The sequence below is a fragment of the Nostoc sp. TCL240-02 genome (assembly GCF_013343235.1).
In the GTDB taxonomy this organism is placed as follows: domain Bacteria; phylum Cyanobacteriota; class Cyanobacteriia; order Cyanobacteriales; family Nostocaceae; genus Nostoc.
This window is the reverse complement of the sequence record NZ_CP040094.1, coordinates 4,327,581-4,344,729: the sequence shown is the minus strand read 5'-3', so window position 1 is coordinate 4,344,729 and position 17,149 is coordinate 4,327,581. Positions and strand designations below refer to the sequence as shown.

The 17,149-nt window shown below is 42.4% G+C and carries 14 protein-coding genes and 1 pseudogene; 8 read left to right on the top strand and 7 right to left on the bottom strand.

Features of this window, described 5'->3' with window-relative positions; translation table 11 throughout:
- Positions 1-19 precede the first annotated feature (19 nt).
- A complete protein-coding gene (locus FBB35_RS18480) occupies positions 20-1,186 on the bottom strand; it encodes an AI-2E family transporter (RefSeq protein WP_174710868.1) in 1,167 nt (388 codons plus the stop codon).
- Positions 1,187-1,373: 187 nt separating this feature from the next.
- On the opposite strand from FBB35_RS18480, the gene FBB35_RS18475 reads away from it, so the two are divergent.
- Together FBB35_RS18475 and FBB35_RS18470 are read left to right on the top strand one after the other, a co-directional pair.
- On the top strand, positions 1,374-1,784 hold the full coding sequence (locus FBB35_RS18475) for a hypothetical protein (RefSeq protein WP_254625995.1): 411 nt from the start codon (positions 1,374-1,376) through the stop codon (positions 1,782-1,784).
- Between the two features lie 286 nt (positions 1,785-2,070).
- Entirely contained in the window at positions 2,071-3,495 is a 1,425-nt protein-coding gene (locus tag FBB35_RS18470; RefSeq protein WP_174710867.1) for an LCP family protein, read from the top strand.
- A gap of 18 nt (positions 3,496-3,513) precedes the next feature.
- Here the strand turns inward: FBB35_RS18470 and FBB35_RS18465 are convergent, their stop codons facing one another.
- The 5 genes from FBB35_RS18465 to FBB35_RS18445 form a co-directional block, all read right to left on the bottom strand.
- On the bottom strand, positions 3,514-4,587 hold the full coding sequence (locus FBB35_RS18465; protein ID WP_174710866.1) for an anthranilate phosphoribosyltransferase family protein: 1,074 nt from the start codon (positions 4,585-4,587) through the stop codon (positions 3,514-3,516).
- A gap of 72 nt (positions 4,588-4,659) precedes the next feature.
- Entirely contained in the window at positions 4,660-5,607 is a 948-nt protein-coding gene (locus FBB35_RS18460; protein WP_174710865.1) for a LysR family transcriptional regulator, read from the bottom strand.
- Between the two features lie 324 nt (positions 5,608-5,931).
- Entirely contained in the window at positions 5,932-6,141 is a 210-nt protein-coding gene (locus FBB35_RS18455) for a hypothetical protein (protein ID WP_174710864.1), read from the bottom strand.
- A gap of 304 nt (positions 6,142-6,445) precedes the next feature.
- Entirely contained in the window at positions 6,446-7,765 is a 1,320-nt protein-coding gene (locus FBB35_RS18450) for a HEAT repeat domain-containing protein (protein WP_174713698.1), read from the bottom strand.
- A gap of 17 nt (positions 7,766-7,782) precedes the next feature.
- On the bottom strand, positions 7,783-8,196 hold the full coding sequence (locus FBB35_RS18445; RefSeq protein WP_174710863.1) for a ubiquinol-cytochrome c reductase iron-sulfur subunit: 414 nt from the start codon (positions 8,194-8,196) through the stop codon (positions 7,783-7,785).
- A 473-nt stretch (positions 8,197-8,669) separates the two neighbouring features.
- Here FBB35_RS18445 and FBB35_RS18440 point away from each other — a divergent pair, with 473 nt between their 5' ends.
- Positions 8,670-10,328: a ferredoxin--nitrite reductase gene (locus FBB35_RS18440; protein ID WP_174710862.1), complete on the top strand. Its 1,659-nt coding sequence runs from the start codon at positions 8,670-8,672 to the stop codon at positions 10,326-10,328.
- Positions 10,329-10,376: 48 nt separating this feature from the next.
- On the opposite strand, the gene FBB35_RS18435 is transcribed toward FBB35_RS18440, so the two are convergent.
- Complete coding sequence (locus tag FBB35_RS18435) at positions 10,377-10,673, bottom strand: hypothetical protein (protein WP_174710861.1); 297 nt, start codon at positions 10,671-10,673, stop codon at positions 10,377-10,379.
- Positions 10,674-10,712: 39 nt separating this feature from the next.
- Here FBB35_RS18435 and FBB35_RS18430 point away from each other — a divergent pair, with 39 nt between their 5' ends.
- From FBB35_RS18430 to FBB35_RS18410, 5 genes and pseudogenes are all read left to right on the top strand, one after another.
- On the top strand, positions 10,713-12,215 hold the full coding sequence (locus FBB35_RS18430) for a NarK family nitrate/nitrite MFS transporter (protein WP_174710860.1): 1,503 nt from the start codon (positions 10,713-10,715) through the stop codon (positions 12,213-12,215).
- 422 nt (positions 12,216-12,637) lie between these two features.
- Positions 12,638-14,842, top strand: a complete 2,205-nt coding sequence (locus FBB35_RS18425) for a molybdopterin oxidoreductase family protein (RefSeq protein ID WP_174713697.1) — start codon at positions 12,638-12,640, stop codon at positions 14,840-14,842.
- A 448-nt stretch (positions 14,843-15,290) separates the two neighbouring features.
- Positions 15,291-15,743, top strand: a complete 453-nt coding sequence (locus FBB35_RS18420; RefSeq protein ID WP_174710859.1) for a phosphate-starvation-inducible PsiE family protein — start codon at positions 15,291-15,293, stop codon at positions 15,741-15,743.
- 263 nt (positions 15,744-16,006) lie between these two features.
- Positions 16,007-16,456: a nitrate reductase associated protein gene (locus FBB35_RS18415; protein ID WP_174710858.1), complete on the top strand. Its 450-nt coding sequence runs from the start codon at positions 16,007-16,009 to the stop codon at positions 16,454-16,456.
- A 92-nt stretch (positions 16,457-16,548) separates the two neighbouring features.
- Positions 16,549-16,737, top strand: a pseudogene (locus tag FBB35_RS18410) (protease); the annotation flags it as partial.
- Between the last annotated feature and the right edge of the window lie 412 nt (positions 16,738-17,149).

Sequence of the window (17,149 nt, the reverse complement as noted above, 5' to 3'; positions counted from 1 at the left end):
TAGGAAACCTCCTGCCTCCTTAAGGTAATGTCGCTTCAGAAATACTCAAAGTGTTGTTAGCGTTTGCTTTCGAGGACTCGTTTGCTGCAACGGGTGCAGTTATCTCCCCCGTGCCGCTATCGTTTGCCTCGCCACCAAGACGCAAGGCACTTAAAGCAGTTTTAATGACAACAGCGGTGGGTACTGCCACAATTACACCCAACAGTCCGCCAATTCTTGCCCCTGTTAAAACTGAAATTAAAATCCAAACTGGATTTAAACCCGTAAAACTGCCTAAAATTCGGGGGGCAATTAAGTTTTCGAGAATTTGCTGTACGATTACTGCTGCTATCAAAACTCTCACACCCATTGAGAAATCTTGCAGTGCTACCAATAGTGTAGTCAGAGCAATGCCCACAGAACCACCAAAGGGGACAAGAGCCATTAGACCAATAGTTAGCCCAAATAGCAGTCCAAATGGCACTTTCAGCCACAAAAAGGTAGGAATGAGAGCTGAGGCCATACAGGTAGATAAAATCAACTGGGTGATGAAGAAATTTTGAAAACTTAGGCGGACTGTTTGGGAGAAAGGAGCGCGAAATTTAGAGGGTAGCCATTCCACTAAGCTTTCCCAGAGTTCGCTCCCATGCTGTAAAAGGTAGAAAGTCAAAACCATCGTCAACAGGATATCTAGGAGACTTGTGACTGTAACTACCGCCAAATTTAAAACTTGTCCAGCGATCGCTTGCAGTTGTCCCTTGACGCGATCGTTGATTTGTACTACCAAAGCATCGAGGTTAATTGGTAAGCCAAAAGTCTCCGCTTTTTCGTTTAATATCATTAGCTGAGAGCGTCCAGAGTCGATCAACTCTGGCAACCGAGCCACCAGTTGTTGAGCTTGGGTAAGGGCTAACGGAACAAGCGTCACACCCAACGCCAATAAAATCGATAAAGCCAAGAGAAATACTAGGATAGCAACTTGCTCCCGTTTAGCACCTTGGTGTTCCATCCAACTCACAGGGTAGTTGAGCAGAAATGCTAAAACTGAGGCTCCGACTAAAATGACTATGAGAGAATGGAAATAATTGAAAAATACCGAAAGTGCCCAACCATTTAGAACTAGCAGTGGAACGAATAACGCGATCGCCCCGATTCGCGCTATTGGTGTGAATGTTTGCCACCAGTCGAGTAGCTTGCGTGTCTGCATTTTGAGCTAATTGCGGGATAGAACTAAGTTAAATCTTTCTTTACAGCTTATTATCTCTAACTATATGAGTCTTATTCATCCTTCTAGTTTAGGAGTTATACTAACCCCAATGAATAATTTTGAACCAAAGGCGACTGGGGACTGGGGACTGGGGACTGGAAATCAGGGACAAGGGGGACAAGGAAGAATGATTGAAGAAGTCTCTCCTTTATCTCCTCTCAATACCCAGTACCCAATCCCCAATCCCCAATCTCCAATTTCCAAAACCCAGTTGCTTTTATATTTGATACCGATTATCGGCTTTTTTCCATCTTTGTGGACTCTCTATCGGGGACAAGGCAGTCGGGAACAACTTGCTGTTAGCCGTCTGTCTATCACTTTGGCACTTACTTGGCTGTTGGGATATTTATTATTAAGTACCGGAGCCACAACTTCAGATTTTTTTTCGCTACGTCTATTTATTCTGAATAGTTTTCTCACGTCGGGTTATTTTATAGTGAGTGTCTGGTTGATTTTGCGCTTAATGCAGGGCAAATCTGGACGTTTACCAGGCTTTAGTACTTTAGCAGAACGAGTGTTTAGTAAGTACTTATCTTAATTTTTTAGGATGAGAATTCTTCAGTAGTTTTACTTATTTCCTAAAAAATTATGGTTGATTTCTCTATATATCTAGTCAAATCCAGTTTATTATTGCCATACTTCAGTAAAACATCTCTAAGTTGGCCCAAAACCAGGAAAAATGCTGCTATAAGTGTTGTGGTTGACACTACATTAAAAAAGTTAGCACTGATAATTAAGAGTTAGTTATTATGGGTTGATTTGTTTGGATATTTTTAGTCTGCAAATTTACCAAATTTGATTATTGAGTAAGTGTGAGGAAGTCTGTGACCATTCAAAGAAGTTCGGCGGAAGAAAACCAGTCGGGAAAAGCCTCAAAGTCCAATAAAAAAATTTCTCAGAACTCGAAATCTGGACGTTGGCTGTGGTTTTGGGTAGGGATGAGTGGGATTGCAATGGTGTCAGCAACAGCAGGGGCACTTTTGGCGGTGTCTTTAACCAGTACACCTTTGCAGCAAGCCCAGCTAAGTCCACAGGAGGAGGCTGCCTTTGATGGCGATCGCATTTCTGGAGGTGTGATGCGATTTTCACAATTAACTCGCCCAGTGAATCTTTTAGTTATGGGGATGAGCGTACTTCCCCCGGATATCCAAAACCCCCCTGAAGACACTAAAAACCTCAAATACCTGCCGCAGGTAAACTCCTTTGATGGTCTTTCCGATGTCATGCTCTTGCTCAAATTCGATCCAGAGACGAAAAAAATAATTATGCTCTCCATTCCCAGAGATACCCGCACGGAAATAGAGGGGTATGGAGTGAAAAAAATTAATGCTGCTAATGTTGATGGTGGGCCAGCTTTGACTGCCAGAACTGTCAGTAATCTCTTGGGTGGGGCGGGAATTGATCGCTATATCCGAATTAACGTTTTGGGAGTTGCCAAGCTAATCGATGCTTTAGGAGGCGTAACAGTCTACGTCCCCAAAAATATGAAGTATCAAGATGATTCTCAGCATTTGTACATCAATTTGAAGGCGGGTAAGCAGCATCTCGGTGGTGAACAGGCACTGCAATTGTTGCGGTTTCGCCATGACGAACTCGGAGATATTGGTCGGATTCAGAGGCAGCAAATGGTCATTCGTGCGTTGATGGATCAAACACTCAACCCAGCTACTGTTGCTCAATTACCTAAAGTTCTGGATGTTGTTAAAGACCACATCGATACCAATTTGACGGTTGAAGAGTTGGTAGCACTAATGGGTTTTGGGGTGCGGACAAATCGCTCTAATATGCAAATGTTAATGCTGCCAGGTCGCTTTAGTGAGAAAGGCGAGTTTGATGCTAGCTATTGGTTGCCCAACAAAAATGGCATTGCTAAACTGATGGCGCAACACTTTGGTTTGGAGTCAGAACAAGAACAGCAGGCGACCGCGACTGACCCAGGCTCTTTGCGTGTAGCAATTCAAGATAGTACGGGTGGCGATCGCTCTAATCTCCAACCATTAATTAGAGCTTTAGAAAAATCTGGATATCGCAACATTTATATAGCTAAGGCATGGGGTGAACCTCTAGAGGTAACTCACATCGTCGCCCAGCAAGGAGATGGTAACAGTGCCGAATCGATTCGTGACACTTTGGGATTTGGCGAAGTGCGTGTGGAAAGTACTGGCAACCTTGGTTCAGATGTCAGTATTCAAGTAGGTCAGGATTGGTTGCAACAAAAGTCTATTTTGGAGAAGTCACTGAGTAAATAATTCGTAATTTGTAATTAATTACACTGGTATAAATGCTGCTGAGAGGGAATTTACTGACTGGCTGAGTTCTTGGAGTTTAGCTGCTACTGCACCATTGCTTAATAATTCTTCTGCTTTAGCTAAACCCTCTGACATATCTGAACAAATACCACTCCGCCATAGATAAAATCCACCATTCCACAAGGCTGTTTGCATTAGTTCGCTTGCTTTACCTGCCAAAACCTCCTGCATATCCGCCACCAATTCTTCAGTAGTTCCAAGGGGTACGTTCTTGGTAGTAAAACCGTAATCACGCGGTACGAGGTGCAATCGTTCTACCTCTTGGGATGCTACGGATGAAGATAAGCTGATAATTGCAGTGCGATCGCGCGGTAAGTCGCAACTACCTTCCAATCCTTTCACTAATGTAAATTTTGTTACACCCCGCAGCCCCAGAGCTATCTTAAACATTCCTTCTGTCGGCGGATGCACAAATCCAGCAATTACGTGTGCATCCCCAGCATAAGGACACCAAATTAGCTCCATTGTCGCCAAGGGTGGACGTTTGCCAAGTTGGTCGCGGTACTCCCAAATACTGTTATTTAAAGGAAAATGCTGAGGTAGATAAATCAAACCGATTCCCGTTTGCTCAAAAACTTGCTGGGTTTTTGCTAGTGGTAGGTTAGTCCAATCGACTCCTAAACCTTGCCAAATATCGATCAGGGGTAAGCCGTACTTTGTTGGAAGGTGATCGCCTCCGTGCATTATCACTGGTTGTCCAACTGCGGCGAGTAGTAAAGCTGTTACCGGGCTAATTGGTGCTGTGCGGGTTCTGCCATCATAAGGGATGCCAAGAGCGATCGCTGTTCGGCCAGAGTCGAATGGTTGTAGCTTTGGCCCCAGTTCATCATAAGCATCCAACATTCCCGCTAACTCTTCCCCCGTAGGACGTTTGATTCGATGAGCAATCAAAAACGCTCCAATTTGGGCTGGTGTCGCTTCACCCAGCAGCATCATTTTAGTAGCGCTGGCTGCTTCGGCACGAGTTAAATTTTCGCCTGTGTGGTTTCCGCTACCTACTTTTTTCAGTAATTCCCTAAATACATTGCTCATTTGTGCTTTGTGCTTTGTCATTTGTCCTTTATGAATAACCGAAAATGCCCAATGACCAATGCCCAATGCCATTTAAGAAGCCGATCGCTGCTGGTCAATTTGTAATGGAATATTTTCGCACACGAGTTGCCAAAAGTGCTTGATGGGGGGAATTTGTAATCGGTCTTGAGTTGTTACCATAACTACCCGCCGAGTCAAACTTGAACCATCTGTTAAACCACTAATATTATTGTTCTCTAAGGAACGAACCGCTAAAGTAGGGTCAAGACGTGCTTCCAGTAATGCTGATTGAGGTAGCAAAGCGATTAATTCTCCTTGGCGCACCACTCCCCGAAAGGCATCTAGGGTATTTACCTCTAAAGCCGCCTGGAGTGTAGCTTCCATTCGCTCAAATCTATCTTGTATTAAGCGCTGCATCCCATAACCATCTTTAAAAACCACTTGGGGATAACGAATTAGCTCCGACCAAGGGACGTATTCATATTGTGCCAGGGGATGATTGACTGCGGTTAAAATTTCTATTGATTCATCATAAAGTACTTGTACAACCATTTCTCTACCAGTGGTTAAAAAGCGATTATTCATCACAATTGCTAAATCCACCAATCCATCTTTAAGGACTTTCAAGGCGCGATCGCTTCCCAATGAAGTCACCCGCAATTGCACATTTGGATAAGCATGACAAAATTTTTGCAACACTGGGGGTAAGTAAGATCCACATAAGGAGTGAATCACCGCAATGCAAAGTTCTGGTTGCTTTCCGGCGATTAAATCAGCTAATTCTTGTGTAGCTGTCTCCCATTCTTGGCAAATTTTGCGGACACGGGGTAATAAACATTCACCTCCCAGTGTCAATTTTGCATGAGTTGTTCTGTGAAATAGTTCTACACCTAAATCTGCTTCTAATGCCTGGATTTGGCGACTAATCGTCGATTGGGTAACACCAGATGTTCGCGCTGCTTGTTGAAAGCTGCCGGTTTGTGCGATCGCTAGAAAGGCTTGCAACTGCTCTAGGCGCATTTTTATGTAGCCTGAATTACATTTATCGGTTTTATTTAAGTTAACGGTTTTTTATCCGTTGTTTAGTATAGTTTGTTACAGTAATTTTTAGATGATTTACATTTGTCTAAATAACATTTGACTACCTTAATCGTCAATTATCCGCTTTGCACGGATTTTTTCGGAAAATATCGCCAAAAAAAATTGACTATTTTCTGCTGAAATATCTGAATTTTTAGATAAGACTTTTAAAATATGCGGCGGATTATGAGGTTTGAGTCGCACAAGTTTCTGTACAACCTCAAGCAGATAGCCGTGCAACTTGCATTAACTAATTACGAATTATCATGACTCCGAACCGTTGCGAACCCGTTCAATAAATTCAGGATAATTTTCCAAATCCTCTGTAGATTCTAAGGCTGGCATTTCAACCCAGTTAGCCTCTACGTGTAGCTTATCAAGATATGCATAAAATGCTTCTCGATCATCTCTATGGGCTAAAACATAGGCTTGCAATTCTTTCTGACTCATAGCCTGAAAGTTAGGTTTGCTCATTGCACGTACCTCCATCTGCCATTGGGATATATCTCAATAATATTCTCATCGCCTGCCAAGAAAAACACATTGCCTGTTCGTTCTTCTACACGAACCACATTTATGGGCAAGTAAAACTTAGTAAACAAGCAGCACAATATAAAGCACTGCGTCTTTTGTTGTGGTGTAGGAATAATTCTCGCTCCTTATCACCTCTGATCGCGCAGAGTATATCATTTTCTGGAGGCTACTTTTTTAAATCTGGGTTTGACATAATTTTCTATACAAATGACTCTTGTAACCTCCCCATCATTTCTAAAAGAATTTACCACTCAGCCAAAGCGATCGCTATTCCTTGTTGCAAATCTGGTGTGAGTGCAGCATTATTTGCTAACTGCTGCAATTTTTGATATGCGGCTTCCCCATCCAAATTTTTTAGTGCAGCGATCGCGTGCAGTCTCACCGATACATTAGAATCGGCTAACAGTGAAATCAATGGTTCAATAGCTTGCATTTCGCATAACTGTCCTAAAGATAGAGCGATCGCATTTTTTATACTAACAATTTCTGTGGCTGGATGCTGCGTTAGCGAAGCTCGCCGAAGGCATCGCAATATTTGCAATAATATTTCTGCGGCTTGTGTAGTTTGGGGCTTTTGTACTCGCCCTAAAACTGTGACAATTTCTTGCCAAAGTGTCCCTGAAGTGATTTGATCAAATGCTGTTTGCAAATATTCCAAACTAGATGGTGTACCCACCCAACTTAAAGCGCGGATGGTTTCTAATTGCAACTTTGTTGGTGTCTGAAGTGAAATTAGCACATCAAATAAATATTTTGCAGCGTCATCACTACCCATCCGAGAAAGGGAAACTGCGGCTGCACAACAAACATCAAGATTAAAGTCGTAAAGCTTGGGTTGCAATCTTGTCACCAAATCCAAGGTTTCGCGTAAGTCGGGGCGAAAACCTAAACCAAGCACTGCTGCACGCCTAACTGTAGCGGCGATATCATCCAAAGCGTTTAACAATATTGGTGGTACACGTTCGTCATGAAAGCTGCTGAGGGCTTCAATTGCAGCAGTGCGGATTGTTGCTTGTGGATCTTGCACTACACTCAACAGTGGTGTGATGGTTTCTGTTTGAGGGATGCAGGAAAGCGATCGCACTGCTAAAAGTCGTGTATCTTCATTTAATAAAAGTTCAGAGAGGGCAGCGATCGCAACAGTACCCATTTGTCCTAGTGCTGTGGCTGCGATCGCTCTAAGTTCTTCATCCTCATCAGTTTTCAACAATTCAACCAAAGGTGCGATCGCCTCTGGCTGCTGAAATTCGCCCAAAGTTCGCGCTGCATACCAGCGTAATTCTTCTTCTGCATCTTCGTCTTCTAAGATGTCAATGAGTGGTGGGATGGCAATATTTCCCAAGTGAGTCAACACCTTGGTGATTTCCCAGCGTTGCTGAAAATCTCCCACCTCTAAAATTGAAAGTGCTAATCTCAGCAGATATTCTCGATTTTTAACTATCTCTGGATGTTTCGAGTCTGCCCCTAAAATTAATTGTTGTAAATATTGGATCAATGATGACCAATCAGCTGCATTGTATGCTGTCTGGGCTTGCACCAAAAGCTGGTTGATATTACTCACGATACCCTGAATTATATTGTTTAAGTTGGCTTGACTTGAACTGAATTACTCTCAATTTTGGCGGCGTAAGTTTTAAGCGCTTCTGTCGCTGGGCCTTTTAGCACCTTACCATCAACCCCATATTCTGAACCATGACAGGGACAAGCAAATTTTTTTGCCTCGGCTTTCCATGCTACGGTGCAACCTGCGTGAGTACAGGTAGGGTTAACAGCTGTCAGACTTGCGCTTTTAGATGTGCCGACTACCAACACAGGCCCAGCAGGTGAGTTTTTAGCCAGCAATTGACCAGTTTTATCTAAATCTGCCGAAGTACCTACTGTTTGCCAATCGCCAGTAGCGGAAGTTGTTTGAGAAGAACAAGCTGCGATCGCTACAGGTAGAGAACTCGCTATCAAACCCAAACCTACCCAATTAATAAAATCACGACGTTTCATAAGTGCCACTCAATTTTGGATTTTAGATTTTGGATTTTGGATTAATCTATGGCAATCCAAAACCGCTTGGATCGTTTTAAACACTCTTCATCAAGTGCTTTAAGTAGCTCATTAGCCAACCTTGATGCAAAAAATGCATATTATGCATCCATGTTCAGCAATTTTACCAAAAAATCGTAACAATTTATACGATTTTAACAGAAATCTCGTCTTAAGTTATGAGTATCGAAATTGTTACATGAACATTATTTAAACCTGCTTGACAGATTTCCAAGATGTATATGGCTACAAGTTTCCCTTAATTAACCGAGGGTTTGAAGTTTCATGTTGAAATGCTTTTGAGTAACAATAATCAGCCGTAATCGAATATTAAGTTTTTATTCCCGAAACCTCGTAGATACAGTATCTGATGGAACTACGGGTTGATTGATATTGGGCAATTAGCAGCAAAAATTCTCACGAGAGTCAGCCTCATGACAGACACAACAACTAAGACTACCAGCCTCAATAAATTCGAGAAATTCAAGGCGCAAAAAGATGGACTCGCCATCAGGGATGAGATAGAGAAACTTGCCGCCTTGGGCTGGGAAGCAATGGACGAAACAGATCGCGATCATCGGCTCAAGTGGGTAGGCGTGTTTTTTCGCCCAGTTACCCCAGGCAAGTTTATGATGCGGTTACGGATGCCTAACGGTATTCTTACCAGCAGTCAGATGAGTGTTTTAGCCCAAGTGGTGCAGCGTTACGGAGATGATGGGTGCGCCGATATTACTACGAGACAGAATATCCAATTACGGGGAATCAGAATTGAAGATTTACCAGATATCTTTAATAGATTTCACGCAGTTGGTTTAACCAGTGTCCAGTCAGGGATGGATAACGTCCGCAATATCACAGGCGATCCGGTGGCGGGGTTGGATGCAGATGAGTTGTACGACACACGAGAATTGGTACAGCAAATTCAAGATATGCTGACCAACAAAGGGCAAGGAAACCCAGAGTTTAGCAACTTACCACGGAAATTTAATATTGCGATCGCAGGTGGAAGAGACAATTCAGTTCACGCTGAAATTAACGATTTAGCTTTTGTTCCAGCATTTAAGGAGGGGACAGGGGACTGGGGACTAGGGACTGGGGAAAAATCTTCCCAATCCCCATCGCCCCTAATCCCTAGAGGGGGCCCCGAGTTCCTCAATCCCCAGTCCCCAATATTTGGTTTTAACATCCTCGTCGGTGGCTTTTTCTCTGCTAAACGCTGTGAAGCGGCGATTCCTCTAAATGCTTGGGTGGCTCCAGAAGATGTGGTAACTGTATGTAGAGCGGTTTTGGAAATATTTCGTGACCACGGCCCGCGTGCTAATCGGCAAAAATCCCGCTTGATGTGGCTAATTGATGAATGGGGTTTAGAAAAGTTTCGAGCAGAAGTAGAAAGCCGTTTGGGTAAATCATTATTACCCGCAGCCGCAAAAGATGAGATCGACTGGGAAAAACGCGACCATATCGGAGTATATAAACAAAAGCAAGCGGGATTAAATTACGTAGGTTTAAATATTCCCGTCGGGCGCTTGTATGCCGGAGATATGTTTGAAATTGCCCGTTTAGCAGAAGTTTTTGGTAGTGGTGAAATCCGCTTTACCGTTGAGCAAAACATAGTTATCCCCAACATATCTGATTCGCGTTTAGCAACATTTTTAACAGAACCGTTGCTAGAAAGATTTTCGGTTAATCCAGGTTTACTGGCGCGGTCGCTAGTATCTTGCACAGGCGCACAATTTTGCAACTTCGCCCTCATCGAAACTAAAAACCGCGCCCTGGCAATGATTAAAGCCCTAGAAGAAGACTTAATCTTCATCAATCCAGTCCGAATTCACTGGACAGGTTGCCCCAACTCTTGCGGCCAGCCCCAAGTTGCAGACATCGGCTTGATGGGAACCAAAACTCGCAAAAATGGCAAAACCCTAGAAGGCGTTGATATTTATATGGGCGGTAAAGTCGGCAAAGACGCTCATTTAGGAACTTGCGTTATCAAAGGCATACCCTGCGAAGACTTGCAGCCATTTTTACAAGACTTATTAATCAAAAACTTCGGGGCAAAACTCAAGCAAGAAGCCCTATTAGTTAGTAACTGCTAGTACTTATTGGGGATTGGGGATTGGGGAACTCGGGGCCCCCTCTGGGGATTAGGGGCGATGGGGATTGGGAATTGGGCAAAATTCATACTTCAACCTTAAAGGCTCAATGTTCAGGCTCAAATGTGCAACTTCCGAGCTCAAAGGTGCAACCTCCGAGTAAAAAGGTACAACTTCCGAGTAAAAAGGTACAACCTCCGAGTTCAAAGGCTCAACCTTCAAGTAAAAAGGTACAACCTCCAAGTTCAAAGGCTCAACCTCCGAGTAAAAAGGTACAACCTCCGAGTTCAAAGGCTCAACCTTCGAGTAAAAAGGTGCAACTTCCAAGTTCAAAGGCTTAACTGCCATTGTCTCTTCTCTGTGTTTTATTCAATTACAAAGATTAGAATGCTTAAAAAATTATTTTCGTTCAGCGATCGCTACCGGATTTTACATCAAACTTGGTTTGCTTTCTTTCTCACCTTTGTCTGTTGGTTTAACTTTGCTCCCTTCGCTACAACCATTGGCAGAGAGCTACATTTAGCCCCTGAACAAATCAAAACTTTGGGCATCTGTAACCTTGCCCTGACAATTCCCGCCCGATTAATCATTGGGATGCTTCTGGATCGTTTTGGCCCCAGAATCACCTACTCAATCTTGCTGATGTTTGCAGTAGTTCCTTGTTTAGCAACAGCCCTAGCGCAAGATTTTAATCAATTAGTCATCAGTCGTTTGCTGATGGGAATTGTCGGATCTGGGTTTGTTGTGGGTATCCGCATGGTGGCAGAATGGTTCCAGCCGAAGGAGATGGGAATTGCCCAAGGCATTTATGGCGGTTGGGGCAACTTTGGGGCTTTTGGTGCAGAATTTGCCTTACCACTACTTGCAGTTTCTACAAGCTTTTTCGCTGGTGGCGCTTCTAACTGGCGATTTGCGATCGCACTTACAGGGATAATAACTGCTATTTACGGCGTAATTTATTACAACACCGTCCAAGATACACCCACAGGCAAAGTCTACAAGAAACCTAAGAAAAATGGTTCCCTAGAAGTGACTAGCATCAAAAGCTTCTGGGCGATGATTATCTCGAATTTCGGTTTGATTTTCGCCTTGGGTTTATTAGCTTGGCGCTTGGAACAAAAGAACATTCACTTCCTAACTTTGAGTCAAATGTATTTGACTTGGTTGCTATTAGCAGGATTATTTGCTTACCAAAGTTATAGAGCTTGGGAAGTAAACCGAGAACTTCTCATTGGCAAGAAAACTTACCCTGCATCTGAACGCTTTCAATTTGGTCAAGTAGCTTTACTCGAATTCACTTACATAACGAGCTTTGGTAGCGAACTGGCAGCCGTTTCTATGCTCCCGGCATTTTTTGAAAAAACCTTTGGTTTAGAGCATGTTATTGCTGGGATGATTGCCGCCACCTATCCCTTCTTAAATTTGGTTTCTCGTCCCAGTGGTGGCTTAATTTCTGATAAATTTGGTTCCCGTAAGTGGACAATGACAATTATCAGCGTTGGTATCGGTGTTAGTTATTTGATGGCACATTTTATTAATGGTAACTGGCCGATTCCGGTAGCGATCGCAGTTACAATGTTTGCCGCCTACTTTGCCCAAGCTGGCTGCGGTGCAACCTACAGCATTGTACCCATGATTAAGAAAGAAGCCACTGGACAGATTGCCGGCAATGTGGGAGCTTACGGTAATTTTGGCGGCGTAGTTTACCTAACAATTTTTAGCTTAACCGATGCTCCTACACTGTTTAGCACAATGGGTATAGCTGCACTAATCTGTGCTTTTATGTGTGCCTTCTTCCTCAAAGAACCAAAAGGTTCCTTTGCCGCAGCTTATGAAGGTGAATTGCCAGAAAGCGCAACTCAAAACCCTATCTTCTTAACTGAAGAATAATCAGATGAAGGATGAAGTAGTAAAATTAACTATTAAATCTGAATTATGTAAATTTACACTTCATTCTTCTCTAGCAATCTTAATTCATAAAAATCCCTCTTTATTCTCTCTATCTATATTGATGTAAAAACCCTTTGTAACTCTCTTAACTTTGCGCTCTTTGCGTTCTTTGCGGTTCGTTTACTCATTCTCTTCTTCTTATCTTCAAGCAGAATAATAGTAAATTACAAAATTGGGAATGCTCTATCTGCGATTCGTAAAAAAATAATTTCCATGAAAATTTATGAAAAAACGAACCGCAAAGAGCGCAAAGGACGCAAAGAAATAAGATTTTCAAAGAGTTTTTGCGTAACACACAAATTTCTCAACCTGTCGCTACATCTGAGGTTGCACAATCAAAATACCAAAATGGTACAACAGCCATGAGTGAATTTACCAAAACCCTCTGCCCTTACTGTGGTGTTGGTTGTGGACTAGAAGTTTCACCCCCAGCCCAACTAGGCAAAGCAACTAACCGAGATAGTCAAGGAAATCCGAATTGGCGGGTGCGGGGCGATAAAGCCCATCCGTCTAGTCAAGGAATGGTTTGTGTCAAAGGTGCAACGATCGCAGAATCTTTAGATAAAAATAGATTACATTACCCAATGGTGCGAGACTCTTTAGATCGAGAGTTTCGGCGTGTTAGTTGGGATGAAGCTTTTAATCTCATTACGCAACGCATTCAAACAGTCCGCTTTACCCAAGGGCCAGAAGCCTTATGTATGTATGGTTCCGGTCAGTTTCAAACTGAGGATTATTACATAGCCCAGAAGCTCATGAAAGGCTGTCTGCGTACTAATAATTTTGATGCCAACTCGCGTTTATGTATGTCTAGTGCTGTAGCTGGCTACATTCAAAGCTTCGGCGCAGATGGCCCGCCCTGTTGTTACGAAGACCTAGAGTTAACTGACTGTGCATTTTTAATTGGCACTAATACAGCCGAATGTCATCCCATCGTTTTTAACAGACTAGAAAAATACCACAAAAAGAACCGCAAAGTCAAAATGATTGTGGTAGACCCCCGTACCACGCCAACCGCAGAAGCCGCCGACTTGCATTTAGCAATTCGTCCCGGTACAGATATCGATTTGTTGAACGGCATCGCCCACTTGTTGATGCGCTGGAACTACATCGATACCATGTTCATGGACGACTGCACCAGCAACTTTCCGGCTTATGCTGAAGTGATTCGTCACTACCCCCCGGAAGTGGTAGCTCGTCAATGTGGAATCAGCATTGAAGATTTAGAAACAGCAGCCCGTTATTGGGGTGAATCACAGCGGGTACTGTCTTTGTGGTCGATGGGTGTGAATCAATCGTCAGAAGGGACAGCCAAGGTAAGAACTATCATCAACCTGCACCTGATGACTGGACAGATTGGTAAACCTGGAGCAGGCCCTTTTTCTCTTACTGGTCAGCCGAACGCAATGGGGGGAAGGGAAGCCGGAGGTTTGGCGCATTTATTACCTGGTTATCGAGTAGTGAAAAATCCCCAGCACCGTGCAGAAGTTGAGGAGTTTTGGGGACTCAAGCCAGGACAAATTTCACCCAATCCCGGCTTGACTACTTGGGACATGATTACTGGCTTGGAAAATGATGCTGTCGGATTATTGTGGATTGCAGCTACTAATCCAGCTGTAAGTATGCCAGATTTGGAGCGGACAAAAAAGGCATTGTTGCGATCGCCTTTCACTATTTACCAAGACGCATATTATCCCACAGAAACCTCTGCTTACGCTCATGTTCTGTTACCAGCAGCCCAGTGGGGTGAAAAAACTGGTGTGATGACAAACTCAGAACGGGTGGTAACTTTGTGTCAAGCATTTCGCCAACCGCCAAGAGAAGCTAAAGCTGATTGGGAAATTTTCGCCGAAGTTGGACGGAGATTAGGTTTTGAGAAAGAATTTGCTTTTGCTAACTCTGCTGAAGTTTATGCTGAATTCGTCCAATTAACTCAAAATCGCCCCTGCGATATGACGGGTATCAGTCACACGCAATTACAGACACAAGGCCCGACTCAATGGCCGCATTCCCAAAAGAGCAGGGAAGCAGGGGAAGCAGGGGGAGAAATCTCTCGAAAGCGACTATATACAGATTTACGCTTCCACACCCCTGATGGACGCGCTCGATTTGGGGCATATTACTCAAAGGGATTGGCAGAACCACCAGACCCAGATTATCCGTTTGTGCTAACTAATGGGCGACTTTACGGACATTGGCACACCCAGACACGCACCGGTCGCATTGAAAAAATTTGCAAAATGCACCCAGAACCGTTTATCGAAATTCATCCCCGTGATGCTGCTAAGTTAGGGATTGTAGATAACCAGAAAGTGGAAGTGCGATCGCGTCGTGGTAAAGCTCATTTTCCTGCTAAAGTGACAAAAGCGATCGCACCTGGTACAGTTTTTGTCCCTATGCACTGGGGTTCATTGTGGGCAGATAATGCCGAAGCTAACGCCCTTACCCATCCAGAATCTTGCCCCGATTCTTTGCAACCAGAATTAAAAGCCTGTGCAGTACAGTTGATCCCAATTTCTATAGAAGTTACAGCCAAAGATTATCAACTCCAGTCCTCACAATCGTAAGCCGCAAATTGTACCTCTAAACAGGTAATTAATAATCACTAATAGGTAATTTAGTCAATAATCAATAGTCAATAGTTATTATCATTTTTTATGACGTTCTAATTTTGACTGTTACCAATTATCATATTAAAAGATTCAATATATCTATTAACAATAGATTTTACTAGCCTTGGTTTTATCTATGGATAAAAAATAAAAAACAGCTAGATAAGTTACCAAGGATCGACAAGTCATGGTTTTTAACAAATCTGGGTTTTTCAGCAAATCAACTCTCTTAATCGGTAAGTTTTTTGTCAGGCTTAGGAGTTACAAAACTCAATTACGTTAGCGTAGCGGTAGCGAGTTCACGTTCGCTTTTAGCGTCTCGTAGAGAGCATCATTAAAAATTACCTTAATCCTTTAGATTTATCTATAGGATTTTATTTTATTTAGAAATTGGGTGCAGCAAATGAAAAAGTTAATGAGGCAAATTATAGGAGCTACAAAAGATGAGAACTTCATGCACATCATTGAAAACGTAGAGGTGCTAGTTTCTAAAGTTCTATCTATTTTTATGGTAATTGTAATTTTGGTTGGGATCGGGGACTTAGCAGCTTTTATTTTTAAAGAGTTGCTTACAGCCCCTTACGCTAAGTTTAACACAACCTTGTATAAGATTTTTGGCTTATTTTTAAATATTTTAATCGCTTTAGAAATTTTAGAAAATATCACAGCTTATTTGCGGAAGCACGTTTTTCAGGTTGAATTAGTTATTGTCACTTCTTTAATTGCTGTCGCCAGAAAAATTATTATTCTTGACTTAGAAAAAGTCTCAGGTATTGATATAATTGGTTTAGGAATTGCTATTCTCGCCCTCTCAATAAGTTACTTAATAATTCGTCTCAGTAATGACAGAAAATGATATAAATAATCGTTAATAGAGCTTGATTCAGATGTTTTGCTGTATAATGCTTAGGAATATATAGTTTTAGTCTGAATCTACCGATTAGTAATAGAGTATACTTGATAATTAAGAACAGCCAAAACTGCATTTTGGACAAATTATTAATATGCGATCGCTAATTAACTCTTGTTTTTAATTAAAAATATTTGTGACTTAAATATAAAAAATATCGAATTATTTGTGACTTAAATATAAAAATATCGACTTTTAAATACTTTACTATGACAGATTTTTTTCAATTTGAAGCAGACTTTGTTGATTCCCTGCGTTGTATCCCCATGCAGGTGCGCTGCAATTTAGATACTTGTGGCATTAAGCTAAAATTGTCTGATTGGAATCAAATGACTATAGCCGAGCGTCAAGCTTTAGTCGATTTACCTTGCACAACAGAAACGGAAATTCAGTCTTACCGCGAACATATCCAACAATTAATCTTACAACGCACGGGTATACCAGCTACAAAATTACCCATCGAGCTACATCCTGCATGGCTAGATAGCACTGTACCACCTAGCCTCCAGGAAAAAGCTCAAGAAATAGGTGTAAAACTGACACAGCAACATTGGGCAGCTTTAACGCCCCTACAGCGTTTTGCCTTAATTAAACTCAGCCGCCCAGGGCATGAAAGCAAAAACTTTAACAGAGCGATCGCAGAATTTAATCTGCTTTAATTACAGAAATAAAAGTGCTCAGTGCATTACACTTTGTTAACTTGTGATCGTAAAATGATACATTATCGCAGAGTTAGTGCTGTATGCACCGATACCCTACTTGTAGTCCAGATGTTAAGAGTGTTGGAGGGATTTATGTTGATATCCTTGTTGATGAGGCAATAGTTGATGGTAATTTGGTAACAGCACCAGCTTGGCCTGCTCACCCCCGTTGGCTGGCAGAATTCCTGATAGTACTTGGAACTAAGATTGAACACCCAGAACTGGCTACAGTTATTTGAGCCAATACACCGAAAATCTTTTGGAATGATATTCAGGGCAGTTTCTTTACCTACTCCCTGCTTCAAATAGACTGTGGCAAAAACAGCTGACCTTTAAGGCGGCACTTCTACGGACGTTCGATTACTCATGGGGAAACTCCCTTCTTTACAAGACACTTTGTGTTCGCGGAGCGTTTCGTAAAGCCTGCGGCATAGCTCTGCTTAGGGCGCAGCCTCTACTTAGAGAAGGAAAAGCGTTAGCCCTCTCCCTCTGGAAGAAGACCATACTAGGTCGCAACAGACCACCAGAAATTATATATTTTCTAAATGAAACTAAATGCAGTAAAAACTACTGTTTTTTGATAAATTGCTTTGGATGAAATTTACCGCTAGGATGTCAAAAGCAGACAAATCATGTAGTCTGATTCATCCG